Source organism: Streptomyces sp. R11 (assembly GCF_041051905.1).
Lineage (GTDB): Bacteria > Actinomycetota > Actinomycetes > Streptomycetales > Streptomycetaceae > Streptomyces.
Genome location: NZ_CP163432.1, coordinates 5,294,614 through 5,316,218, shown reverse-complemented (window position 1 = coordinate 5,316,218; position 21,605 = coordinate 5,294,614). Strand labels below are relative to the sequence as shown.

The following is a 21,605-nucleotide window of genomic DNA, read 5'->3' as shown; positions in this document are numbered from 1 at the left end:
ACACTCAGCTTCGCCTCACCGTCCCCTTACCTTCGCTCCAGGACAGCCGTCACCCCCTGCCCGCCCGCCGCACACACGGAGATCAGCCCGCGGCCCGAACCGCCCTTTTGCGCCAGCGACTTGGCCAGCGTCGCCACGATCCGCGCTCCGGTGGCCGCGAAGGGGTGGCCGGTGGCCAGGGAGGACCCGGTCACGTTCAGCCGGGCCCGGTCCACGGGGGCGAGCCCCCGCTTCTCCCACGCCGCCAGCGTGGCCAGCACCTGGGACGCGAAGGCCTCGTGAATCTCGACGAGGTCGAAGTCGGGGAGGGCCAGTCCGGCCCGCTCCAGCATCCGCGGGACGGCGTACGCCGGTGCCATCAGCAGTCCGTCCTCGCCACCCGCGACATCGCCCCGTACGAAGTCCACGGCCGCCGTCTCGTAAGCGGTGAGGTACGCCAGCGGCTCCAGCCCCCTGCGCTCGGCCCACTCCTCGCTCGCCAGCAGCACCACCGCCGCCCCGTCCGTCAGCGGCGTCGAATTGCCCGCCGTCATCGTCGGGTCGGGCCGGTCGAGGCCGAACACCGGCTTGAGCGCGGCCAGTTTCTCCGGCGTCGAACCGGGGCGCAGGTTCTGGTCCCGGTCCAGGCCCCGGAACGGCACGACCAGACCCTCGAAGAAGCCCCGCTCGTACGCCGCCGCCAGCCGCTGGTGACTGGCCGCCGCCAACTCGTCCTGCGCCTCGCGGGAAACACCCCAGGCCCGTGCCGTGACGGCGGCATGCTCACCCATGGACAGCTTCGTGCGGGGCTCGGCGTTGCGGGGGATGTCGGGGACGAGGTGGGACGGCCGTACGCCCGACAGTGCCCTGAGCCGGCCGCCGAGCGACTTGGCCCGCCGGGCCTGAAGCAGGATGCGGCGCAGCTCGTCGTTGACGCCGAGGGGCGCGTCGCTCGCCGTGTCCGCGCCACCGGCGATCGCCGACTCGGTCTGGCCGAGCGCGATCTTGTTGGCGGCGGCGATGACGGCCTGGAGACCGGTTCCGCAGGCCTGCTGGATGTCGTAGGCGGGTGTGTGCGCGTCCAGCTTCGAGCCGAGGACGGTCTCGCGGGCGAGGTTGAAGTCCCGGCTGTGCTTGAGGACGGCCCCCGCCACGAGCTCGCCGACCGCGCCCGGATCGCCCAGCCCGTACCGCTCGACCAGGCCGTCGACCACGGCCGTGAGCATGTCCTGGTTGGACGCGGTGGCGTACGGGCCGTCGGAGCGGGCGAACGGGATACGGGTGCCGCCGATGATCGCTACACGCCGGACCGCCGGCGCCAACAGGGAGCTCATCTCCACCACTCCTCATGTCCACCATGGACTTACCTCGGGTAACCTTACTCCGGAGTCAGCACCGGAGCGCACTGGGAGTGGGACATGGCCGACCGCTATCTGAGCTTTACCGGCACGGCCCCCGGCCGCTTCCTCACCCGCCGACTCGGACTGCCGCAGCCCGCCGCGCTGCACCGCTGGTCACCGGAGCGGCCCTCGCTCAAGGGCGACCGGCTGCTCCTGACGGCCGGCAAGTCGGACCTCGGCCTCACCGATGCCGATGCCCGCACCGCTCTGGGCCTCGACCTGACGACCGCCCCCTCCGGGAAGCCCGCCGCCGCCGTCCTGGACGCCACGGGCGTGCGGGACGTGGAGACGCTCGCCGAGGTGCACGCGGCCCTGCACCCCGTCGTGCGGTCGGTCGCCGAGAGCGGCCGGGTCGTCGTCCTCGGCGCGCCCCTCGACCCGGCCGACCACCACCAGGCCGCCGCCCAGCAGGCCCTGGAGGGCTTCACGCGCTCGCTCGGCAAGGAGATCGGGCGGGGCAGGACGGTGAATCTCCTGCGGCTGACGGACGCGCACGCCGCCGAGTCGACCCTGCGCTTCCTCCTCTCCCCCAAGTCGGCGTACCTCAGCGGCCAGGTCATCGAGGTGGGTTCCGCACCGGCGGACGTCACCGCACCCCGCGACGCACCCCACGACCCCGACCGCCCCCTCACCGGCCGCACCGCGCTGGTCACCGGCGCCGCGCGCGGCATCGGCGAGGCGGTCGCCGAGACGCTGGCCCGGGACGGCGCCCGGGTCGTCGTACTCGACGTGCCGCAGGCCGAACAGGACGCCCGGCGCGTGGCCGACCGGCTCGGCGGCACCGCGCTCGCACTCGACATCACCGCCCCCGACGCGGGCGCGCGCATCGCCGCCGCGCTGCCGGACGGTCTGGACGTCCTGGTGCACAACGCCGGCATCACACGCGACCGGCGACTGGTCAACATGCCTGCCGAGCGCTGGAGTTCGGTGCTCGACGTCAATCTCACGAGCGTGCTGCGCACCACGGACGCGTTGCTGGAGAGCGGAACGCTGAAACGGGGCGGACGGATCGTGGCGACGGCGTCGATCGCGGGGCTGGCGGGGAACGCCGGGCAGACCAACTACGGCGCGAGCAAGGCGGGCATCGTCGGGCTGGTCAGAGCCCTCGCGCCGCGTGCGCTGGCCGAGCACGGGGTGACGGTCAACGCGGTCGCGCCCGGGTTCGTCGAGACGAGGATGACCGCCGCGATTCCCCTGTTCATCCGGGAGGCGGGGCGCCGGATGAACTCCCTCGCGCAGGGCGGACTGCCGATCGACGTCGCCGAGACGACGGCCTGGCTGGCGGATCCGGGATCCTCAGGCGTCAACGGCCAGGTCGTCCGGGTATGCGGCCAGAGCCTGCTGGGGGCGTGATGTCCCTCGTCCTCACGGCTCCTCCTTCGCTTCCGCCCCTGCTCGCCCGGGGCGCCCTGCTGTCACCCTTCAAACGCCCGGGCCCGCAGGCGGAGTTCCCGCGCACCAGGCTCGTTCTGCCGGACCTCCGCGTCGACCTCGCCCGGCTGGCCGCGTACGAGCGGGTGTGCGGGTTCCCCACCGGGGACGACGCCCTGCCGGTGACGTATCCGCATGTGCTGGGCTTCCCGCTGGCGATGCGGTTGATGAGCGGCCGGGACTTCCCGCTGCCGCTGCTCGGTCTCGTCCACACGTCGATCGCCGTCACCCGGCGCCGGGCCCTCACCGCCACGCGTGCGTACGAACTCTCCGTGCACATCGACGGGCTGATGCCCCACCGACGCGGTACGGAGGCCGCCGTGATCACCGAGATGCGGGCCGGCGACGAGGTCGTGTGGGAGTCGCGGAGCACCTATCTGGCCAGGCACCGCACCGACACCCCGGCGGCGGCACCGACCGTGGAGGACGTGCCGGAGCACAAGCCGCTGCCCGCAGTCGCCGACTGGCGGCTCGCCGCCGACGTCGGACGCCGCTACGGGGCCGCCTCCGGCGACCGCAACCCCATCCACCTCCCCCCGCTCACCGCCCGCCTGTTCGGCTTCCCCCGGGCCATCGCGCACGGCATGTGGACGGTGGCCCGCTGTCTCGCCGCGCACGGCACACCGGAAGCGGTGCGGGTGCGGGCCGGCTTCCGGGCGCCGGTGCTGCTGCCGGGGAAGGTGACGTACGCCGCGGAGGGCGGGCGGTTCGAGCTGCGGGGCGGCGAGGACCGCGTCCACCTTGCCGGGGAGGTCTACCCGCTCGCCCCGTGAGGGGCGTCCGGCGGTGACCAGGGCCGGCCGTCCATGAGGTTGCCCAGGCCGGCCCACGCGAAGTTCATCAGCGTGGCCGCCGCCTCCCGTGCCGTCACGTTCGGCGTGGTGTTGGCCCAGTCGGCGAGGGACTCGGCGGCGCCGACCAGGGCCTCGGCGAGACCGGCGACCTCGCTCTCGGGGAGGTCGGGGTCGCGGTGGGCCTCGCGTGCGGCCGCGAGGATCAGCTGCGTCACGAACTCGACGATCTCCGCACGCATCGCGGCGACCTCGGAGGCGAACGGCTCGCCATGGGTGCGGGCCTGGAGGTGCAGGACGGACCAGGCGTCCGGGTAGTGCGAGGTGTGGGTGAAGAACGCCCGCAGCCCGTCCCAGAGCTGGCGGTCGGCGGGCAGTTCGGTCCGTACGCCGGAGCGCACTGCCACGACGAGCGCGGCGGCCTCGCGCCGGATGCAGGCGGTGAAGAGGTCTTCCTTCGAGTTCAGATACAGATACACCAACGGCTTCGAGACACCCGCCAGTTCGGCTATCTCGTCCATCGACGCGGCCATGTACCCGCGCCTGCCGAAGGTCCGCACGGCGGCGTCCAGCATCTGCTGCTCACGGACGGCCCGCGGCATCCGTTTGGTCTTCACGGCACCCATGGCCGTTAGCGTACGGGCCGGGAGGGAGATCCCACCCGGCCCGCCATGAACGCCTGCCCTACTTGTCGTCGCTCAGCTCGTCGGCGAACCGTGCCACCCGGTCCGTCAGCAACTGCCCGTCGACCGACGGCAGGGCCGTCAGCCGCGGCAGCAACTGCGCGGCGAGCAGGGTGGACAGAGCGGAGGTGTCGGCGCTCGTGCCATCGGTCCGTACGACCACCGGCTGCGGGGCCCGGCCGGCGAGCTTCGCGCCCACCTCCAGGCGGCGCCGGGCCAGTTCGTACTGCAGGACAGCGCGGTTGTCGCGGTAGGCCTTGGCCAGAGCGCGCTGGGCGCGTGCCTCGTTCTCGGCGGCGATCAGACCGCTGCGGCCCCGCGTCTCGATCTCGAACCGCACGCGCTGGGCGTTGGTCTCCTGCTCCTCCAGCAGCTGGGCGACCTCTTCACGGGCCCGGTTCAGCGCGGCCTTGACCTCGACGATCCGGGCGTCGCGCACCTTCTTGGCCCGCTCGATGTCCATGCCCAGCTGGTCGATGCGGCGCTTGCGGATCAGCCCCCACTCCTGGTCGTACGCCGTGCGCTCCTTGGCGACCCGCTCCCGGGTGGCCAGGTGCTGCTGGTACTGCGCCGGCAGCTGCACGTCCGGGATGTTGGAGCCGGTGATGCGCACGCCGTAGCCGGACAGCTGGCGGTTGAGCAGCTCCTGCATGTCGGCCACGTCCGAGCCGCGCAGGTCGTACGCCCGCTCGGTGCGCATCTTGCGCGCCCGCTGCCGGATCGCGTCCTGCACGGCGCTGGAGAGCACGAGGTCGAAGTTGCCCGCGCCGATGGTGCGGACGAACAGCACGGCGTCGGTGATGCGGAACTTCAGGAAGAACTCGATGGAGCGCAGCGGCACGTTCTCCTGCGTCGGGCAGGCCATGACCGGCGCGGAGTACGGGATCTCGGTGGCGGTGTCGACGACGAAGTCGACCCGGGACCACGGGTGCCACAGGTAGTGGCGGCCGGCGTCCAGGGTGCGGATGACGGCGCCGTAGCGGGTCAGCACGCCGTTGGTGCCCTGCTCGATCTCGACGATCGAGGAGCGCCACCACCACAGCACGCCGATCAGCAGCAGGACGACTCCGCCGACGTAGGAGAGGGTGGCGAGGGTGCCGTAGGCGAGGTCCCCGGCGACCGACTCGGAGTCCGCCTCCTGCAGGGACAGCATCACGCCCATGAACAGGGCGTAGACGCCGAGCCACAGCGGCAGCATCCACCACAGTCGGCGCCGGTGGCGGGGGATGATGACCGGGATCAGGGTGTCGGCCTCGCCGCCGCGCAGCAGCCGCGCGATGTCGCTCCAGGGGGCGACCTTCTCGGAGATGACCGACCGGCGGTGGGAGGAACGGGCGGTGCTCACTGGTCGGCCCCCTCGGACACGTCAGAGCTGATCGAGCTCTCGGAACTGTCGGTCGATTCGCGCTGCTCGGGCACCTGCGGCACCGTGGGCCGCTCGGCCGCCAGCAGCGCGCCGATCTCCGTCTCGCGCGCGGCGATCCGCTCGGACACCTCGGCGAGACGCGACCGTACGGCTGCCATGTCCTCGTCGGTGAACAGTTCCGTGCCGCGCTCGCCGACCAACTCGCGGGCCAGCTCCAGGAAGTCGATGCCGGCGACGCCGTCCGTCGCGCCGCCGATGCGCACCAGCCGGGGCAGGTGGTCGGCGACCTGTTCCAGCGTGTCCAGCACCTGCTGCTGGTAGCGGTACTCCAGGATCTCGGGCGCCTCCGCGGCGGTCACCGCGCGGATGTCGAGGGCCTGTGCCTCCAGCAGGGCCGCGTTGGCCTTCGCCTCGGACTCGGCCTGGACGTAGCGCTGGCGGGCGAGCGCCTCGGCGCGGTTGGTCTCGCGCTCCACGGCGGTGTCCATCTGCGCCTGGTACTGGGCGATGTCGGCCTGGATCGCGGAGAGCGTCTCGTGGCTGGAGGCGAGTTCGCGGGTGAGGTCGCCCTCGTCCTGCTCCTTGCGGAGCTGGAGCGCGTACTCGTGCGTGTACGCCTCCTTGGCCACCCGCACCATCTCGGGCGCCGCCAGGTCCATGCGGTAACGCTGGTCGGACGGTTCGGCGTGGGTGATGTTGGCGTTGGTCAGCTCGACGGCCGGGCGGAACTGCTGGTTGAGCAGGTCCAGCAGCCGGCCGGTGTCCTCGCCGACCATGTCGTAGATGCCGGCGGCTTCCTGTTCGTAGACGAGGGTGCGGATCGTCTCGCTCACCGCGTTGCTCAGCTTCTCCTCGAAGCCGCGTACCGCGCCCAGCGTGTAGACGAACTCGGTCGGATCGCTGATCCGGAACTGGATGAACAGGTCGATCGACGCCTTCACGCCGCCCTTGGTCGGTGCCTCGCGCACCGGAGCGTTGAAGGGGTACTCGATCGTGGTGTTGACGATGTACGACACCCGCTTCCACGGGCTCAGCAGCACGATCCGGCCCGGGCCGACGACCCTCTCCAGCTTGCCGAACCGGGTGATCATCGCCTGGCAGCCGTCCGGCACCATGACCATGCCCTGGCGCCACCACACGAAGGCGACGGCGCACAGCGAGATGACCCAGTAGTGCACGCCGAACAGCGGGTTGGTCAGGACGTCGGCGCCGGACGCGCCCACGATTCCCGCACCCACCGCACCCAGCACGAGCAGCGTCAGCACGGGCAGCATGGAGATCAGTGAGCGGCCCTTGGGGATCACCATCGGGCAGATGGCGTGCACCATCTCGGCGCCCTCGCGCACCTGCTCGCTGCGGCCGAGCGCCTCCCCGGCCTCGTCCAGCGGCACCGTCTTCTGCCGCATCACGGTGGCGGTGGAGCCGCCCTGTTCCCGGGCGGCCGGGAAGTCGGCCGGGTCGATGCCCTGGCCCTGGGCGTCGTACTCCTCGCCACCGTCTCCCCGTGTCCCCCGACCGCCGATCTGCCGCCGCAGTTCGTCCTGCGCGGCCGTCCGCGGATCGGTTCCGGAGACGACGGCGTCGGCAACGCGTCGTGCGCTCTTCTTTGCCTGCGCGCGCGCTCGTGCCACGGTTCCCCCTTACGTTCACGAATGCCGGTGCGAACAGCCGTTCCACCGACGTGGATCCGGCCATCCCACACCATGGATCCGGACAAGCGTAAGGGCGGGGCCCGTGCGGTTACCGAGTGGTATCGCTGCCGGGACGCGGCAAGTCAGGAGGTCTGGCGCTGCGCCCGAGCCGTCTCGTCGACCGCGTCGTCCTCCTGGCTGCGGTTCGCCTCCAGGTTGGCCTTCACTCGGTCGACCTTCTGCACGATCTGCACGGAGGCGCGGTCGCGCTCCTTGCGCAGCACGACGAAACTGATGGGTGCCGAGAGCAGCAGCGCGAGCAGGACGATCCACATGCCGTTGGAGTCGCCGAGGCCACGCGGGGCTAGGCCGGAGTAGACGAGGCCCCAGACGACCACGAGGCAGCCCACGAAGATCCCGAGGCGCATCAGTGTGTAGCGGAGCATCTCAATCCACTCTTCCGATTCCAAAAAGGGCCACTGTCCAGTGAAGCACGCGGGGCGGCCGATCTTGCAGGGGGGTCGGCGGGGTGGGTCAATCGAGCGGCAGCAGCATGATCACGTCTTCGCGGTCGTCGCCGGGCGCGACCCGGATGGCGTCGGGGATCCGCCCGACCTCCTTGTAGCCGCAGGAGCCGTAGAAGTTCTCGAGGCCGAGCCCGCCGCGGCAGGTGAGGCGGATCGCCTCGATGCCGTCGAAGGTGCGGGCGGCCTGCTCGGCGGCGGTCAGCAGGTCGCGGCCGTAGCCCTTGCCCTGGTGGCGGGGGTGCACCATCACCGTGTAGAGCCAGATCCAGTGGATCATCAGCCGGTGCGAGTTGAAGGTGAGGAACGCGGTCGCGGCGACCCGCCCGTCGTCATCGTGCCCGACCAGCAGCCGCCTGCTTCGGTCGGCCATCCCGGCGAACTGCCGCACCAGCTCCGGCCGGATCTCCTCCCGTGTCACCGGCGGCACGAAGCCCACGGCTCCGCCCGCGTTGGAGACGTCGGTCCACAGGTCGAGGATGCCGTCGCGGAGGTCGGGAGTGACGGCCGGGTCGAGCGTGAAGGTAAGGGACACGGCGCAATCGTAGCCATTACAGGGAGCGCGGCGAAAGCCATTACGACAACGCTCGCGCCGCCGCCTTCAGGTCCGAGACCAGCCCCGTGTACGCCGTCTCCCGGTCCGCGTCGTCCTGGGCCCGCAGCACCGACGACGGATGCACCGTCGCCACCAGCTTCTCGGGCCGGCCGTGGATCTCCCGCTCCAGCAGCATTCCGCGCACCTCTCCGACCCGGAACGACGACCCCAGCAGCGCCTTGCCCGCGCTCGCGCCCAGCAGCACGATCAACTCCGGCTTCACAACGGCCAGTTCGGCGGCCAGCCAGGGACCGCACGCGGTCATCTCGCGCAGGGTCGGTGCCTTGTGGATCCGGCGCTTGCGGGGTTCGGCCCGGGTGAACTTGAAGTGCTTCACGGCGTTGGTGACGTAAGCGTCCGCCGGGTCCAGGCCGGCCTCCTCCAGCGCCCTGTCGAGGAGACGCCCGGCGGGACCGACGAAGGGCCTGCCCTGCCGGTCCTCCTGGTCGCCGGGCTGTTCGCCGACGAGCATGACGCGGGCGTTCCGGCCGCCGACGCCGAAGACGGTTTGGGTGGCGTCCCGGTGGAGGGGACAGCCCCGGCATTCGGCGGCGGCGCGACGCAGGGCGGGAAGACCGCCACGGTCGGGGAGGAAGGGTTCAGCGGTGTAGGCGTCCTCGGGCGCCTTGGTGCTCACCATGGCGGACGGGTACCACGGCCCCGCCCGTCGGAATCACACCCGCATCGGCTGCGGGGACTCGCGTCGCAGCGGGTCCGGGCCGTCGTACTCGCGGATGATCTCGTAGCGCGTGTTCCGCTCCACCGGGCGGAAGCCCGCGTCCCGGATGAGGTCCAGCAGGTCCTCGCGGGTCAGCTTGTTCGGCGTGCCGAAGTTGTCCGCGTCGTGGGTGATCTTGTACTCGACGACCGAGCCGTCCATGTCGTCGGCGCCGTGCTGGAGAGCCAGCTGGGCGGTCTGGACGCCGTGCATGACCCAGAAGACCTTGACGTGCGGGACGTTGTCGAACAGCAGACGGGACACCGCGAAGGTCTTCAGGGCCTCCGCGCCGGTCGCCATCTGGGTCCTGGCCTGGAGGCGGTTGCGTACCTTGCCGTCCTTCATGTCGACGAAGTCGTGCTGGTAGCGCAGGGGGATGAAGACTTGGAAGCCGCCCGTCTCGTCCTGCAGCTCACGCAGGCGCAGGACGTGGTCCACCCGGTGCCGGGGCTCCTCGATGTGGCCGTACAGCATGGTGCTCGGGGTCTTCAGACCCTTCTCGTGCGCCAGGCGGTGGATCCGGGACCAGTCCTCCCAGTGGGTGCGGTGGTCCACGATGTGCTGCCGGACCTCCCAGTCGAAGATCTCCGCGCCGCCGCCGGTGAGGGATTCCAGCCCGGCGTCGATGAGCTCGTCGAGGATCTCCGACGCCGACAGACCGCTGATCGTCTCGAAGTGGTGGATCTCGGTGGCCGTGAAGGCCTTCAGGGAGACGTTCGGGAGGGCGGCCTTCAGCTCGCGCAGGGAGCGCGGGTAGTAGCGCCACGGGAGGTTCGGGTGCAGGCCGTTGACGATGTGCAGCTCGGTGAGGTTGTCCGACTCCATCGCCTTGGCGAGCTTGACGGCCTCCTCGATGCGCATCGTGTACGCGTCCTTCTCCCCCGGCTTGCGCTGGAAGGAGCAGTACGCGCAGGAGGCCGTACAGACGTTGGTCATGTTGAGGTGGCGGTTGACGTTGAAGTGGACGACGTCGCCGTTCTTGCGCGTGCGCACCTCGTGCGCGAGGCCGCCGAGCCACGCCAGGTCGTCCGACTCGTACAGCGCGATGCCGTCCTCGCGGGACAGCCGCTCGCCGGAGCGGACCTTCTCCTCCAGCTCGCGCTTGAGCCCGACGTCCATGCGTGCACCTCTCTCGGAAAGACTCCGTAAACCGTACTCCCCGCCCCTTCGGGCGGGGGGACCCCCATCAGGCGCTACGCGCCCTCTTCCTCGGGCAGCTGTCCGACCCGGTTCTCCCACTTGGTGGAGAGCACGATCGTCGTACGGGTCCGGGAGACGCCCTTGGTGCCGCTGAGCCGGCGGATGATCTTCTCCAGCCCGTCCACGTCGGCCGCGCGGACCTTGAGCATGTACGAGTCGTCGCCCGCGATGAACCAGCAGTCCTCGATCTCGCCCAGGTCCCGCAGGCGGCTCGCGACATCCTCGTGGTCGGTGGCGTCGGACAGCGAGATGCCGATCAGCGCGGTGACGCCGAGGCCGAGCGAGGCGGCGTCGACGGTGGCGCGGTAGCCGGTGATGACGCCGGCCGCCTCCAGCCGGTTGATGCGGTCGGTGACGCTGGGTCCCGACAGGCCGACGAGGCGTCCCAGCTCCGCGTAGGAGGCCCGGCCGTTCTCCCTCAGGGCCTGGATGAGCTGCCTGTCCACCGCGTCCATGCGATCGAAGCCTTCCGGTGAAGAGTTCCCGAAGTGATGAGAGTTACTGCGACTTGCTCAGATGGCGTTCATGTCGTGCGGGTTCCGCCGCCCAGTTCGCCCTTCCAGCGGCGGTAGAGCCGGTGCTCGACGCCCGCCGCGTCGAGCACGCGTCCGGCGACGAAGTCCACCAGGTCCTGGATGTGGGTGGCCCCCGCGTAGAAGGCGGGCGAGGCGGGTACGACGGTGGCGCCCGCGTCGTCGAGGGTCACCAGGTGCCTCAGCGTCTGGCCGTTCAGCGGGGTCTCCCTGACGGCCACGACCAGCTTGCGCCCCTCCTTGAGGGCCACACCCGCCGCGCGTTGGAGCAGGTCCTTCGACAGGCTCAGCGCGACGCCGGCGACGCAGGCGGTGGAGGCGGGCACGATCAGCATGCCCTTCGTGGGGTACGACCCCGAGGACGGGCCCGCGGCGAGGTCCCCGGCGTTCCAGTACCGGACACCCGCGATGTCCGGCTCGAAGGTCCCGGGCTTGCCGTCGGCGCCCCGCGCGAGCCACTCGCGCAGGTCGTCCTGCCAGTGGGCGTCGCGGAAGGAGATCCCGGTCTCGTCGAGGAGCGTGAGCCGGGACGCCCTGCTGACGACCAGGTCGACGCTCTCCCCCGCGGCGAGGAGCGCGCGCAGCACCGCGGCGGCGTATGGGGTGCCGGAAGCGCCGGACACCCCTACGATCCAAGGCGTACGCGGCGTCTCTCCTGGCTTGACTGGGTTCACGACACCGAGCCTATCCGGCCTTACGGGGTGGGAACCGACCAAGGGGGGCCGGGCGTTCCCCAGGGGGACGAGTTGGGCGGTGGGGTGGCCATGGCGGGTACGTCGGGGACGGCAGGCACGTGGGGTGCGCAGCGCCGCGAGTGGTCGCGGGGCGACCGCGCCCGGACCGCGGCCAAGCTGATGCTGGTCTGGGTGGCGCTGCTGTGGCTCCTGGAAGTGGCCGACGTGCTCAGCGGGCACGCGCTGGACGGCTTCGGCATCGTCCCGCGCACCCCGTCCGAGCTGGTGGACGTCGTCCCGGCCGCCTTCATCCACTTCGGCTTCGCCCATGTCGCCGCGAACAGCGTGCCGTTGCTGGTCCTCGGCTTCCTGGCCGCCCTCGGCGGCATACGCCGTTTCGCCGCCGTCTGCGCCCTGATCATCGTCGCCGACGGGCTCGGCGTCTGGCTGATATCCCCGTCCGGGACCAACACCGCGGGCGCCTCCGGCCTGATCTTCGGCCTCTTCGGCTACCTCGTGGTCAGTGGCTTCGTGGAGCGCCGCCCGCTCGGCATCCTGGCCGGCCTGCTGGTGGCCGCGATCTGGGGCACCTCGATACTGGCGGGCCTCGCCCCGACCCAGTCCGGCGTCAGCTGGCAGGGGCATCTGGTGGGGCTGGTGGCGGGGGTCGCGGCGGCGTTCGTGCTGCGGCGCCGGGCGGACGGGCCTGGGCTCAGGGGCGGGGGCGCGCTTTAGGGTCGACAGGGAGGCTCGCGGTGGGGATCTTCAGCCTGCCGAGCGGGGAGTCGATGGTCAGGTCGGGGCCGTAGGCGATGGTGTCGCGGCCTCGGTAGCCGTCCGGGCCGGGGTTCCACATCGTGACGCAGTGGCCCTGCAGCGGGTCGAAGATCAAGTAGTTGGCAATGCCACGTGAGGCGTACCAGCGGGGCTTGACCTCGTAGTCACGGCGGACAATCTCCGGCGACACCACTTCGGCTACGAGCTCGATCAGATCGGCGGGGTAGGAGCTGCGGTTCTCGTCCTCCGCCTCGGCGGGGATGACCGCGATGTCCGGGCAGAACTCGTTGGCGTCGTCGAAGGGGAACGCCACATCGCTCACCAGTCCCCACTCCGGCGGAAGCTGCCCCTCAAGGTTCGCCGACACCCTCAGGATCGTCTTCCCGTGGAACGGCCTGACCGGATTCATCACGATGCTGCCTTCGACAATCTCCGTCAGATAGCCGGGGAACATGTCCTCCAGCTTGCTGAGCTGCGAGTGCAGGCGGTCGATGCCCGAGACGGTCACGGTGGCCTCCCTGGGGGTCCTGCCCTCGATGCTAGGCCGCACGGTAGCTACACGGTCAGACCCCGAACCACAAGATCCATCAGCGCACACACGAACAGGGCAATCCCGATGAACCCGTTGACGCTGAAGAACGCCCTGTTCAGGCGGGACAGGTCATGCGGGCGAACGATCGAGTGCTCGTAGACGAACGCGCCGGCGACGATCAGCAGGCCCAGCCAGAAGAAGGTGCCCGCGTCCGTGGCGAGGGCGTACCAGACGAACAGGGCCGTCGTGACCGCGTGGCAGGCCCGGGCGCTCCAGATCGCCGCCGGGATGCCGAAGCGGGCCGGGACCGACATGACGCCGATCTCGCGGTCGGCGTCGATGTCCTGGCAGGCGTAGATCAGGTCGAAGCCGCCGATCCAGATGCCCACCGCGAGGCCCAGGATCACCGCGTCCCAGGACCAGGTGCCGGTGACCGCCAGCCAGCCGCCGACCGGGCCCATCGCCTGGGCGAGACCCAGGATGGCCTGGGGGAAGTTCGTGAAGCGTTTGCCGTAGGGGTAGACCACCATCGGGATCACCGCGATGGGGGCGAGCGCCAGGCACAGCGGGTTCAGCAGGGCCGCCGAACCCAGGAAGATCACCAGGGCGATCAGGGCGCCGGTCCAGGCGTGACGGACCGACATCGCGCCCGTCACCAGCTCGCGGTGGGCGGTGCGCGGATTACGGGCGTCGATCTCGCGGTCGATGATCCGGTTCACGGCCATGGCGAAGGTCCGCAGACCCACCATGCAGATCGTCACCAGGAGCAGCCGCCCCCAGTGGATGTTCCTGTCCCACTGGAACATCGCGGTGAGCGCGGCGATGTACGCGAACGGCAGCGCGAACACCGAGTGCTCGATCATGACGAGGCGGAGGAACGCCTTCGTGCGTCCTGGCTGCGGAATCGCGGCGGAGGCGCTGCTCACAGTCCGTACTCCTTCCAGCGGCGGTCGACCTTCGCCGCCGTCTCGGGGTCGGACTCCACCATGTCGGGCCAGCCGCCGTCGCGCGTGTAGCCCTCCTCGGGCCACTTCTTCGTCGCGTCGATGCCCGCCTTGCCGCCCCAGAACTGCTGGTAGGAGGCATGGTCGAGATGGTCGACGGGGCCTTCGACGACCGTGAGGTCACGGGCGTAGTCGGTGTTGCCGAGCGCCCGCCAGGCGACCTCGTGCAGGTCGTGGACGTCGCAGTCGGAGTCGACGACCACGATCAGCTTGGTCAGGGACATCATGTGCGCGCCCCAGATCGCGTGCATCGTCTTCTGGGCGTGCTTCGGGTACTTCTTGTCGATCGAGACGATCGCGCAGTTGTGGAAACCGCCGGCTTCGGGCAGGTGGTAGTCCACGATGTCCGGGATGATGATCTTCAGCAGGGGGAGGAAGAAGCGTTCCGTCGCACGGCCCAGGGGTCCGTCCTCCGTCGGAGGGCGGCCTACGACGATCGACTGCAGCAACGGCCGCTTCCGCATCGTCACGCAGTCGATCTTCAGCGCCGGGAACGGCTCCTGCGGCGTGTAGAAGCCGGTGTGGTCGCCGAACGGCCCCTCCGGCAGCATCTCGCCGGGCTCCAGCCACCCTTCCAGCACGACCTCGGCCTGCGCCGGCACCTGCAACGGCACCGTCTTGCAGTCCACCATCTCGATCCGCTTGCCGGAGACGAACCCGGCGAACAGGTACTCGTCGATGTCACCGGGAAGCGGGGCGGTGGATGCGTACGTCACGGCGGGCGGGCACCCGAAGGCGATGGCGACCGGCAGCCGCTCGCCCCGCCTCGCCGCGACCTGGTAGTGGTTCCGGCTGTCCTTGTGGATCTGCCAGTGCATGCCGATCGTGCGCTTGTCGTGGCGCTGGAGGCGGTACAGCCCCAGGTTCCGTACGCCCGACTCCGGGTCCTTGGTGTGCGTGAGCCCGAGGTTGAAGAAGGAGCCGCCGTCCTTGGGCCAGGTGAACAGCGCCGGCAGCCGGTCGAGGTCGACCTCGTCGCCCTGCAGCACGACCTCCTGCACGGGCGCGCCCGACGACTTCACCTTCTTCGGCGGCACGTGCGTCATGGCGCCGAGCTTCCCGAAGGCCTCGCGGACCCCGACGAAGCCGTGCGGCAGCTCGGGCTTGAGCAGCCCGCCGATCTTGTCGGAGATCTCGCCGTACGACTTCAGGCCCAGGGCCTTGAGCAGCCGCCGGTCGGTCCCGAAGACGTTCATCGCGAGGGGCATCGAGGAGCCCTTCACGTTCTCGAAGAGCAGCGCGGGACCACCGGACTTCTGTACGCGGTCGACGATCTCCCCGACCTCGAGATACGGATCGACCTCAGCCTTGATGCGCTTGAGGTCGCCTTCGCGCTCCAGCGCCCTGAGCAGGGAACGAAGATCGTCGTAAGCCATGGGGTCAAGTATCCCCGAGCGGCTACCCTGGCCCTTAACCCGGGGGCGGTGCCCCCGGTCCGACGACCGTTTCGCTGGAGAGGGGCCCATGCTCCGCGTGCTGATGTTCCTCGTGCCACTGGCGCTCAGCGTGTACGCCTTCATCGACTGCATCAGCACGAAGGAGGACGAGATCCGCCACATGCCCAAGCCGCTGTGGGCCATCCTCGTCCTGGTCTTCCCGCTGGTCGGCTCAATCTCCTGGCTCATCGCGGGCAAGAAGCGCAGCCTGGCGGCCGAAGGCTGGTCCGGCGTCCGGGACAACCGGCGCCGGCAGTGGGTCGCGCCCGACGACAATCCGGAGTTCCTGAAGTCCCTGGACGAGGACGACGACGGGACGAAGGACGACAAGCGGAAGCGGGACGAGCCCTGACACGGAGCTCGGGCTCCGCCTACGCCTCGTACAGCTCGCGCAGCTCCCTCAGTCGTGCCAGTTCCCGTGCCGCGGCCGCGCGATTGCCGAGGTCGAGGGCCATCGTGCCGCGGCCGTAGGCATAGAAGACGTCCTCGCGCGTCTGCGGATCGAGTCTCCGCAGCCTGCGCAGGGCGAAGAAGCAGACGTCGAAGGAGAGCTTCGTCCCCGACAGCCAGTCGCGGGCCGGCGCCGTGAGGCGGTCGCGCAGGACGTCCTTGACGTGGTCGCGCGTCAGACGGTCGGCCGCGTCGGGGCGGGGGACGCCGGGGTGGTACGGGTGATCCGCGAGATCGTCCGCCCAATCGGCCAGCGTCCGCACGATCTCGTGGGCCGCATCGAGGTCGCCGGGATCCGACGCGAGCAACCGCCCCGCCAACTCCCGGGCCTCCCGGCCCCGTTCCTCGTCGTCACCGCACGCGGCCACGAAGGCGGCCAGCGCACCACCCCTCTGACGCAGCTCGGCAACCTGCCAAGCCCACTCCCGACCCGCCACAAAGCCTCCCCACCCCGGCATTCCTCGTGATCACCGGGCCAGGCCACACAACACCCGGCGCCCACCGCCCCGCCACCGAATTACCGCGTCAGCGCAAGCCGGCGACCTCACGCGCGAACGCGTCCAGGGCAGCGAAGTCCGCATCCCGCAGCCCGAGTCGCGCGTCCACGCTCCTGAAGCAGCCCCTGCCGGACGCCACGCGTGAGCAGTACGACCGTGCCGCCCGCGTCACCGGGGACGACGTTCCCTCCGAGGGGGCGCGGCAGTCGTTCACCGCGGACGGCACCCTGCGTACGCCGGACACGGTGACGTGCTTCGCGCCCTTCAACGGGGAGAGCGGGTGACGCTCCGTCTTTGCGGCGCGTGGGTAGGCATCCCAGGTCGCCCCCGCGTCTCCCCCGCAGGAAAGTGAGAGACATGGAGCTCTTGGATCACGCTACGGCCAGCGCCTGGCTGGCCACTGCCGTCGCGGAGGCGCGCGCCGGGCTCGCCGCGGGCGGTATCCCGATCGGTGCCGCGCTCCACGGCCCGGACGGGGTCGTCCTCGGCCGCGGACACAACCGGCGCGTGCAGGACGGTGACCCGTCGATGCACGCGGAGACGGCCGCGTTCCGGGCGGCGGGACGGCAGCGGTCGTATCGCGGAACGACCATGGTGACCACGCTCTCGCCCTGCTGGTACTGCTCCGGACTGGTACGGCAGTTCGGGATCTCCCGCGTCGTCATCGGCGAGGCGGTCACCTTTCACGGCGGGCACGACTGGCTGGCCGAGCACGGCGTGGAGATCGTGCTGCTCGACGACCCCGATTGCGTCGCGATGATGCGCGACTTCATCAGGAGCAATCCGGCACTGTGGAACGAGGACATCGGTGAGTGAGCCACGAATTCCCACGATCGACCTCGGGCCCTGGCTCGAGGGCGACACCCAGGCGCGCGGCGCGATCGCCCGTACCGTCGACCGGGCCCTGCAGACCGCCGGCTTCCTACTGGTCACCGGCCACGGCGTGGACCCTGCGCTGCGCGGACGGATCCGGGAGGCGGCCCGCGCCTTCTTCGTGCTCCCCGTGGAGGCCAAGCAGGCCTACGAGGCCAAGGTCGGCGGCTGCGGCTGGCTCGGCCCCGGGGCCGAGGCGAACGGCTACGCGGAGGGCACCGAGACCCCGCCGGACCTGAAGGAGTCGCTGACCTTCGCGACGCACGAGCCCTTCGAGGACCCGGTCGTCAACGCCGAGTGGTACGCGCCGAACGTCTGGCCGGCCGAGGTCCCCGACCTCCGGGCGCTGTGCGAGGAGTACCTCGCGCGGATGGGCGAACTGGAGAACCGGCTCCTCTCCCTGCTCGGTGAGGCCCTCGGCCTCGAACCGGACTTCTTCACCCGCCACATGGCCCACCCGACGTACGGCTTCAACATCAACTGGTACCCGGGAGCGGAGGTGATCGGTGAGCCGGAGCCCGGTCAGTTCCGGATCGGACCGCACACCGACTTCGGGACCGTGACGATCCTCGACCGGCAGGCGGGCAAGGGCGGTTTGCAGGTCTACACGGACGACGGCGGCTGGGAGGACGCGCCGTTCGATCCGGCCGCGTTCACCATCAACATCGGGGATCTGATGGCCCGTTGGACCGGCGACCGGTGGCGGTCCGGGCGACATCGCGTCCTGCCGCCGCCCGCCGACGCCCCCTCCGAGGAGCTGATGTCCCTCGTCTACTTCGGGGAGTGCACGCCCGGCACCCGCGTGGAGTCGGTGCCCGCTCCGGTGGGACGGGTGGCGTACGCGCCGGTGGACTCGCATGTGTACCTGCGGGAGAAGCTGAACTCGATCACCGTCAACTGACCGCCGCCGCCTGCCCGCCGTCAACCGACCGCCGCCCGTTGATGACCGTCGATGATCATGGTCGAGTGATCGCGACGAGCCGTTTCTGAGAAAGGGTTGCCTCGTTGGGCGGGATACCACCCTTTCGGGTGTGTCCCCCGCCGCGAATGGAGCCGCCCGTGCGAATGACTGACATCCAGCGCTGCGAGGTCCGACCCGGACGACTCGTCGAATGGACGTTCAGTCCGGCGACCGTGGCGACGGCGGCAGACCTCCCGGAGGACTCCCGCCCACCGGCGTACATCCAGGAGTCGCACCTCAGGACCGCCCAATCCGTGCGCGAGGACGGCCTGTTCGTGCCGACCTGGCTCGGTACCGCGTTCGACCTCCCGGGCCGGGCCGACCTCGACGCGCTGGGAGAGGCGCTGCGCAGGTGGACGCTGCGGCACGAGACGCTGCGCAGCGGCTTCCGCTGGTCCGGCAGGCCCGGCGACGACGTACGCCGGTTCACGCTCGACGCCGACGCCGTGTCCCTGCACCGCACCGAGGTCGGCGACTTCACCGACCCCAGGGCGTTGGTCCAGCATCTCCAGGACCGCTTCGACGTCACCGCGGACGCGCTGCGCTGGCCCAACCTCATCTACACGGCCGTCGTCCGCGACGACTCCACCAGCGTGTACATGGCCTTCGACCACAGCAACGTCGACGCCCACTCCATCCATCGCATCCCCGCCGAGATCCACGAGCTCTACGGCGTGTGCCTTGCGGGCGGGACCGTGGAAGGGACGCCCGCCGGCAGCTACGTCGACTTCTGCGAGATCGAGCGGACGGACGCCGACCGGATCGACGACAGCCACGACATCGTCGGCCGCTGGCGCGAGTTCATCCGGCGCTGCGACGGCAGGCTGCCCAACTTCCCCGTCGATCTGGGCCTGGACCCCGAGGGCGGGCTGCCCACCCAGGAACTGCTGCGCGAGCCGCTCACCGACGCGGACACCGCCGCCGCGTTCGAGGCGTACTGCCGTCCCTACGGCGGCAGTTCGGTCGGCATCCTGGCCGCGACCGCCCTCATCGTCCACGAGATCGGCGGCGAGCCCGTCTACCGCACCGTCGTGCCGTTCCACACCCGAGTGAAGTCCCGGTGGTCCGACTCCGTCGGCTGGTACGTCGGCGGCGCGCCCATCGAGATCCCCATGGAGCAGGCCCACGACCTGCCCAGCGCCCTGCGCACGGTACGCGCCGCGCTGCATGCAGGCCGGCATCTGGCCCGCATGCCGCTGGCCCGGGTGCTCCGCCTGCTCGGCGCGGACTTCCGCCCCACGTCACCGGACCTGTACTCGATCGTCTCCTTCGTCGACGCCCGCGGCATCCCCGGCTCCGGCCACTGGACCGAGCACAAGGCGTACGGGCTGATCAGGGTGTCGTACGGCGACCAGGTGTGCGCGTGGGTCACCCGGCTGCACGAGGGCCTGTGGTTCGCGAGCCGCTACCCGGACACCGACGTCGCGCAGAAGAACATGCGGCTGTACGTGGAGCGGCTGCGGGACGTCATCGCCTCGACCGTCTCGTAGTCCGGGGTGACGCGGTGGCGCTCAGGAGCCGCCCTCCAGCACCTCGATCAGCGCCTCGAAGCGGGCCCGCCAGTGCTGCTCCGACCCCGTCTCGCCCTGGAACTCGTACGTGAAGCGCAGGGCGGTCCCCGTCTCGCCGTCCCGTTCGAGGTGGAACCGCAGGCGTCCGCCGCCCTCCACCGTGTACTCGGCGACCCGCTCGACGTCCCATGCCGTGACCTGCCCGGATCCGACGTCACGCAGTGAGATCGCGCCGCCGAGCCGAGGTTCCAGTACGTCGGCGGGCGTGAACCAGGCGGCAAGCCCTTGGGGGGTGCCGAGCGCCGGCCAGACCGTCTCCACGGGCCGGGGAAGCCGCACCAGGAAGTGCAGGATGTGCGTGTTCCCGTGGGTCTGGCTGATGCCCTGTTCTACGGAACCGCTCATGACACCAGCCTGACCCCGCCGAGGGCGATGCGCACCCCTTACGGGCGCTGACCTGCACGGTCGACGACGGCCCGGCCCAGGATCGCCGTGTTGCTCGTGACCCGGCCCTTCTTGATGTTCGAGTAGTCCTCGGTGGCCACGGAGCGCTCGCCGAGGAACTCGAAGGTCTTCGCGTCGAAGATCCACTCGTCCCGGGTCGGGTTGTCGGGGTCGTCCCGGGTGATCGCGACACCGCGCCGTCCGGCGGCGTCCACCACGTTCTCGACGACCTTCACGCCGGGGATCCGGGCGACCGCGCGGAAGAGCGCCGCGCCTTGCTCCGGGGGCATGATCGCGTCCCGGATCAAGTCGCCGACCAGCACGAACATCGCCTGATGGGTCTTCTGGCCGCTGTGCGCCGGGCCGACCTCGGCCAGCCAGTCGTACATCTTCTCCGGGTCGGTGGGGAGCGTCGACAGGTGCCGGTAATTGGTCGTGATGTCGTAGCCGGGCTTGCCCGGGGCGGGGTCGGGGTCCGTGGACCACTGACCGCGCCCGTCCTCCCGGACCAGCCCCTTGCGGGTGCCGTCCACTGATGTCCACTCCTCGGACCTGTGCAGCGGCTGGATCGTGGTCCCCTTCCCCTCCTCGTACCCCGCGTACGACACCTTGCTGTCGACGTACACGAACTGGTCGTCGCGGATCTCGCCGTAGCCGCCGCCCGCGTCCCCGGCCGCCAGCGCGATGTCCTCCAGCACCGCGGCGGCCTTGCCGGTCGGCCGCACGCTCGCGCCGCCATCGGACGACGGCAGGACCACGAACGTGACGGCGGCCGCGGTCGCGACGGCGGCAGCGGCGAGCGCGGGGTGCAGCCACCTCCTGGAGAGTGCACGCCTGTCGGTCGCGTCCGCACGCCGGATCTCGGTCATCAGATGCTCCTTGAGGAGTCGGTGACGGCCCGGCGGAAGGTCGTGCTCGGGAAGCCGGCTCATCTGTTTCCCTCCCTCGTGGGCCCGACCGCGGTGGTGCGGTCACCTCTCATCTGTCCGTCCGGGTAAGGCGGTTCCATATATTTCGCGAGTTTTGTTCGAGCCCGCGAGAGCCGCGATCGTACGGTCCCGACCGGCACCCCCAGCGCCTCGGCGGCCGCCCGGTAGTCCAGCCCCGACCACACGCACAGCGCCAGCACCTCACGCTCGGCCCGCCGCAGCCTGGTCAACGCGGTCCGTACGAGGGCCAGTTGCACGGCGTCGTCGACACGCCCGGCGACCTCGTCGGCGAAGTCCCGTACGGTCTCGTCGCGCGGCATACGGGCGACGGCTGCCGTGTGCCTGCGGGTCGCCCGGCGGAGGTTGCGCGTGACGTTGGTGGCGATGCCGAGCAGCCAGGGGCGTGGCGAACCGCCTTCCTCATCGAGCCTCTCGCGCAGCCGCCAGGCCTCCAGGAAGGTCAGCGAGACGACATCCTCGGCCACCGGCCACTCACCGGTGAGCCGGAAGGCGTGGTTGTAGACGGAGCGTGCGTACGCGTCGAAGAGCTCACCGAAAGCGTCGTGGTCCCCCGCGCGGATCCGTTTCCGCAGATTCGTATCCACGCCCTCTACCTGTCCGTACGACAAAGGCCGGTTCCCGTGACCCAGGTCACAGGAACCGGCC

General features: G+C 70.6%; 25 protein-coding genes. 8 read left to right on the top strand and 17 right to left on the bottom strand.

Features of this window, described 5'->3' with window-relative positions; translation table 11 throughout:
- Positions 1-26: 26 nt before the first annotated feature.
- The gene (locus tag AB5J55_RS24695; protein ID WP_369272756.1) at positions 27-1,313 is read right to left on the bottom strand and encodes an acetyl-CoA C-acetyltransferase; all 1,287 of its coding nucleotides are present in this window, start codon (positions 1,311-1,313) and stop codon (positions 27-29) included.
- Between the two features lie 84 nt (positions 1,314-1,397).
- Between AB5J55_RS24695 and AB5J55_RS24690 the strand changes: the two genes are divergently transcribed.
- Both AB5J55_RS24690 and AB5J55_RS24685 read left to right on the top strand, forming a co-directional pair.
- Positions 1,398-2,732: a 3-oxoacyl-ACP reductase gene (locus tag AB5J55_RS24690; protein ID WP_369272755.1), complete on the top strand. Its 1,335-nt coding sequence runs from the start codon at positions 1,398-1,400 to the stop codon at positions 2,730-2,732.
- On the top strand, positions 2,732-3,583 hold the full coding sequence (locus AB5J55_RS24685) for a MaoC/PaaZ C-terminal domain-containing protein (RefSeq protein ID WP_369272754.1): 852 nt from the start codon (positions 2,732-2,734) through the stop codon (positions 3,581-3,583). Before AB5J55_RS24690 ends, AB5J55_RS24685 begins: the two co-directional genes overlap by 1 nt.
- On the opposite strand, the gene AB5J55_RS24680 is transcribed toward AB5J55_RS24685, so the two are convergent.
- From AB5J55_RS24680 to AB5J55_RS24640, 9 genes are all read right to left on the bottom strand, one after another.
- Positions 3,565-4,227, bottom strand: coding sequence for a TetR/AcrR family transcriptional regulator (locus AB5J55_RS24680; RefSeq protein ID WP_369272753.1), 663 nt, complete (start codon positions 4,225-4,227; stop codon positions 3,565-3,567). The two genes, AB5J55_RS24685 and AB5J55_RS24680, sit on opposite strands and share 19 nt — an antisense overlap.
- Positions 4,228-4,285: 58 nt before the next feature.
- Positions 4,286-5,629: an SPFH domain-containing protein gene (locus AB5J55_RS24675; protein WP_369272752.1), complete on the bottom strand. Its 1,344-nt coding sequence runs from the start codon at positions 5,627-5,629 to the stop codon at positions 4,286-4,288.
- A complete protein-coding gene (locus AB5J55_RS24670) occupies positions 5,626-7,281 on the bottom strand; it encodes an SPFH domain-containing protein (protein ID WP_369272751.1) in 1,656 nt (551 codons plus the stop codon). Before AB5J55_RS24670 ends, AB5J55_RS24675 begins: the two co-directional genes overlap by 4 nt.
- Before the next feature lie 143 nt (positions 7,282-7,424).
- Complete coding sequence (locus AB5J55_RS24665) at positions 7,425-7,727, bottom strand: DUF4229 domain-containing protein (RefSeq protein WP_369272750.1); 303 nt, start codon at positions 7,725-7,727, stop codon at positions 7,425-7,427.
- An 88-nt stretch (positions 7,728-7,815) separates the two neighbouring features.
- A complete protein-coding gene (locus tag AB5J55_RS24660; protein WP_369272749.1) occupies positions 7,816-8,340 on the bottom strand; it encodes an N-acetyltransferase family protein in 525 nt (174 codons plus the stop codon).
- Between the two features lie 40 nt (positions 8,341-8,380).
- Positions 8,381-9,040 carry a UdgX family uracil-DNA binding protein gene (locus AB5J55_RS24655; protein ID WP_369272748.1) on the bottom strand — a complete coding sequence of 220 codons (660 nt, stop codon included), beginning with the start codon at positions 9,038-9,040 and terminating at the stop codon, positions 8,381-8,383.
- Positions 9,041-9,073: 33 nt separating this feature from the next.
- The gene (mqnE, locus tag AB5J55_RS24650) at positions 9,074-10,237 is read right to left on the bottom strand and encodes an aminofutalosine synthase MqnE (RefSeq protein WP_328880031.1); all 1,164 of its coding nucleotides are present in this window, start codon (positions 10,235-10,237) and stop codon (positions 9,074-9,076) included.
- Between the two features lie 74 nt (positions 10,238-10,311).
- Positions 10,312-10,773 carry an Lrp/AsnC family transcriptional regulator gene (locus tag AB5J55_RS24645; protein WP_369272747.1) on the bottom strand — a complete coding sequence of 154 codons (462 nt, stop codon included), beginning with the start codon at positions 10,771-10,773 and terminating at the stop codon, positions 10,312-10,314.
- 68 nt (positions 10,774-10,841) lie between these two features.
- The gene (locus AB5J55_RS24640) at positions 10,842-11,525 is read right to left on the bottom strand and encodes a UbiX family flavin prenyltransferase (protein ID WP_369272746.1); all 684 of its coding nucleotides are present in this window, start codon (positions 11,523-11,525) and stop codon (positions 10,842-10,844) included.
- Positions 11,526-11,615: 90 nt separating this feature from the next.
- Here AB5J55_RS24640 and AB5J55_RS24635 point away from each other — a divergent pair, with 90 nt between their 5' ends.
- Positions 11,616-12,260 (top strand): rhomboid family intramembrane serine protease, encoded by a 645-nt coding sequence (locus AB5J55_RS24635; RefSeq protein ID WP_369272745.1) that lies wholly within the window; start codon positions 11,616-11,618, stop codon positions 12,258-12,260.
- Here the strand turns inward: AB5J55_RS24635 and AB5J55_RS24630 are convergent.
- From AB5J55_RS24630 to AB5J55_RS24620, 3 genes are read right to left on the bottom strand one after another with little or no spacing between them, the layout of a single operon-like run.
- A complete protein-coding gene (locus tag AB5J55_RS24630) occupies positions 12,238-12,810 on the bottom strand; it encodes a Uma2 family endonuclease (RefSeq protein ID WP_369272744.1) in 573 nt (190 codons plus the stop codon). The two genes, AB5J55_RS24635 and AB5J55_RS24630, sit on opposite strands and share 23 nt — an antisense overlap.
- 47 nt (positions 12,811-12,857) lie before the next feature.
- Positions 12,858-13,760, bottom strand: a complete 903-nt coding sequence (mqnP, locus tag AB5J55_RS24625) for a menaquinone biosynthesis prenyltransferase MqnP (RefSeq protein ID WP_369272743.1) — start codon at positions 13,758-13,760, stop codon at positions 12,858-12,860.
- Positions 13,757-15,214 carry a menaquinone biosynthesis decarboxylase gene (locus AB5J55_RS24620; RefSeq protein WP_369272742.1) on the bottom strand — a complete coding sequence of 486 codons (1,458 nt, stop codon included), beginning with the start codon at positions 15,212-15,214 and terminating at the stop codon, positions 13,757-13,759. Before AB5J55_RS24620 ends, mqnP begins: the two co-directional genes overlap by 4 nt.
- 88 nt (positions 15,215-15,302) lie before the next feature.
- Here AB5J55_RS24620 and AB5J55_RS24615 point away from each other — a divergent pair, with 88 nt between their 5' ends.
- Positions 15,303-15,626, top strand: coding sequence for a PLD nuclease N-terminal domain-containing protein (locus tag AB5J55_RS24615; RefSeq protein WP_369272741.1), 324 nt, complete (start codon positions 15,303-15,305; stop codon positions 15,624-15,626).
- 19 nt (positions 15,627-15,645) lie between these two features.
- Here the strand turns inward: AB5J55_RS24615 and AB5J55_RS24610 are convergent, their stop codons facing one another.
- The gene (locus tag AB5J55_RS24610) at positions 15,646-16,161 is read right to left on the bottom strand and encodes a hypothetical protein (RefSeq protein ID WP_369272740.1); all 516 of its coding nucleotides are present in this window, start codon (positions 16,159-16,161) and stop codon (positions 15,646-15,648) included.
- 26 nt (positions 16,162-16,187) lie between these two features.
- Here AB5J55_RS24610 and AB5J55_RS24605 point away from each other — a divergent pair, with 26 nt between their 5' ends.
- The 4 genes from AB5J55_RS24605 to AB5J55_RS24590 all read left to right on the top strand — a co-directional run bounded on the left by AB5J55_RS24605 (position 16,188) and on the right by AB5J55_RS24590 (position 19,545).
- Positions 16,188-16,505 (top strand): hypothetical protein, encoded by a 318-nt coding sequence (locus AB5J55_RS24605; protein WP_369272739.1) that lies wholly within the window; start codon positions 16,188-16,190, stop codon positions 16,503-16,505.
- A gap of 73 nt (positions 16,506-16,578) precedes the next feature.
- Positions 16,579-17,037, top strand: a complete 459-nt coding sequence (locus tag AB5J55_RS24600; protein WP_369272738.1) for a nucleoside deaminase — start codon at positions 16,579-16,581, stop codon at positions 17,035-17,037.
- The gene (locus AB5J55_RS24595; RefSeq protein WP_369272737.1) at positions 17,030-17,995 is read left to right on the top strand and encodes an isopenicillin N synthase family dioxygenase; all 966 of its coding nucleotides are present in this window, start codon (positions 17,030-17,032) and stop codon (positions 17,993-17,995) included. The genes AB5J55_RS24600 and AB5J55_RS24595 overlap by 8 nt, the downstream gene beginning before the upstream one ends.
- Positions 17,996-18,153: 158 nt before the next feature.
- Positions 18,154-19,545, top strand: a complete 1,392-nt coding sequence (locus tag AB5J55_RS24590; RefSeq protein WP_369272736.1) for a condensation domain-containing protein — start codon at positions 18,154-18,156, stop codon at positions 19,543-19,545.
- A gap of 21 nt (positions 19,546-19,566) precedes the next feature.
- Here AB5J55_RS24590 and AB5J55_RS24585 read toward each other — a convergent pair whose 3' ends face one another.
- The 3 genes from AB5J55_RS24585 to AB5J55_RS24575 are packed head-to-tail and all read right to left on the bottom strand — an operon-like array spanning position 19,567 to position 21,544.
- Entirely contained in the window at positions 19,567-19,971 is a 405-nt protein-coding gene (locus AB5J55_RS24585; RefSeq protein WP_369272735.1) for an SRPBCC family protein, read from the bottom strand.
- 38 nt (positions 19,972-20,009) lie between these two features.
- Positions 20,010-20,942, bottom strand: a complete 933-nt coding sequence (locus AB5J55_RS24580) for a CU044_5270 family protein (RefSeq protein ID WP_369272734.1) — start codon at positions 20,940-20,942, stop codon at positions 20,010-20,012.
- A complete protein-coding gene (locus tag AB5J55_RS24575; protein WP_369272733.1) occupies positions 20,939-21,544 on the bottom strand; it encodes an RNA polymerase sigma factor in 606 nt (201 codons plus the stop codon). The genes AB5J55_RS24580 and AB5J55_RS24575 overlap by 4 nt, the downstream gene beginning before the upstream one ends.
- Positions 21,545-21,605 lie beyond the last annotated feature (61 nt).

What these genes read in the sequence shown, in the direction of transcription:
- AB5J55_RS24695 (WP_369272756.1), bottom strand. Translation starts at nt 1,313, where the DNA reads ATGAGCTCCCTGTTGGCGCCGGCGGTCCGGCGTGTAGCGATCATCGGC.
- AB5J55_RS24690 (WP_369272755.1), top strand. Translation starts at nt 1,398, where the DNA reads ATGGCCGACCGCTATCTGAGCTTTACCGGCACGGCCCCCGGCCGCTTC.
- AB5J55_RS24685 (WP_369272754.1), top strand. Translation starts at nt 2,732, where the DNA reads ATGTCCCTCGTCCTCACGGCTCCTCCTTCGCTTCCGCCCCTGCTCGCC.
- AB5J55_RS24680 (WP_369272753.1), bottom strand. Translation starts at nt 4,227, where the DNA reads ATGGGTGCCGTGAAGACCAAACGGATGCCGCGGGCCGTCCGTGAGCAG.
- AB5J55_RS24665 (WP_369272750.1), bottom strand. Translation starts at nt 7,727, where the DNA reads ATGCTCCGCTACACACTGATGCGCCTCGGGATCTTCGTGGGCTGCCTC.
- AB5J55_RS24655 (WP_369272748.1), bottom strand. Translation starts at nt 9,040, where the DNA reads ATGGTGAGCACCAAGGCGCCCGAGGACGCCTACACCGCTGAACCCTTC.
- mqnE (WP_328880031.1), bottom strand. Translation starts at nt 10,237, where the DNA reads ATGGACGTCGGGCTCAAGCGCGAGCTGGAGGAGAAGGTCCGCTCCGGC.
- AB5J55_RS24645 (WP_369272747.1), bottom strand. Translation starts at nt 10,773, where the DNA reads ATGGACGCGGTGGACAGGCAGCTCATCCAGGCCCTGAGGGAGAACGGC.
- AB5J55_RS24635 (WP_369272745.1), top strand. Translation starts at nt 11,616, where the DNA reads ATGGCGGGTACGTCGGGGACGGCAGGCACGTGGGGTGCGCAGCGCCGC.
- AB5J55_RS24620 (WP_369272742.1), bottom strand. Translation starts at nt 15,214, where the DNA reads ATGGCTTACGACGATCTTCGTTCCCTGCTCAGGGCGCTGGAGCGCGAA.
- AB5J55_RS24615 (WP_369272741.1), top strand. Translation starts at nt 15,303, where the DNA reads ATGCTCCGCGTGCTGATGTTCCTCGTGCCACTGGCGCTCAGCGTGTAC.
- AB5J55_RS24600 (WP_369272738.1), top strand. Translation starts at nt 16,579, where the DNA reads ATGGAGCTCTTGGATCACGCTACGGCCAGCGCCTGGCTGGCCACTGCC.
- AB5J55_RS24585 (WP_369272735.1), bottom strand. Translation starts at nt 19,971, where the DNA reads ATGAGCGGTTCCGTAGAACAGGGCATCAGCCAGACCCACGGGAACACG.
- AB5J55_RS24580 (WP_369272734.1), bottom strand. Translation starts at nt 20,942, where the DNA reads ATGAGCCGGCTTCCCGAGCACGACCTTCCGCCGGGCCGTCACCGACTC.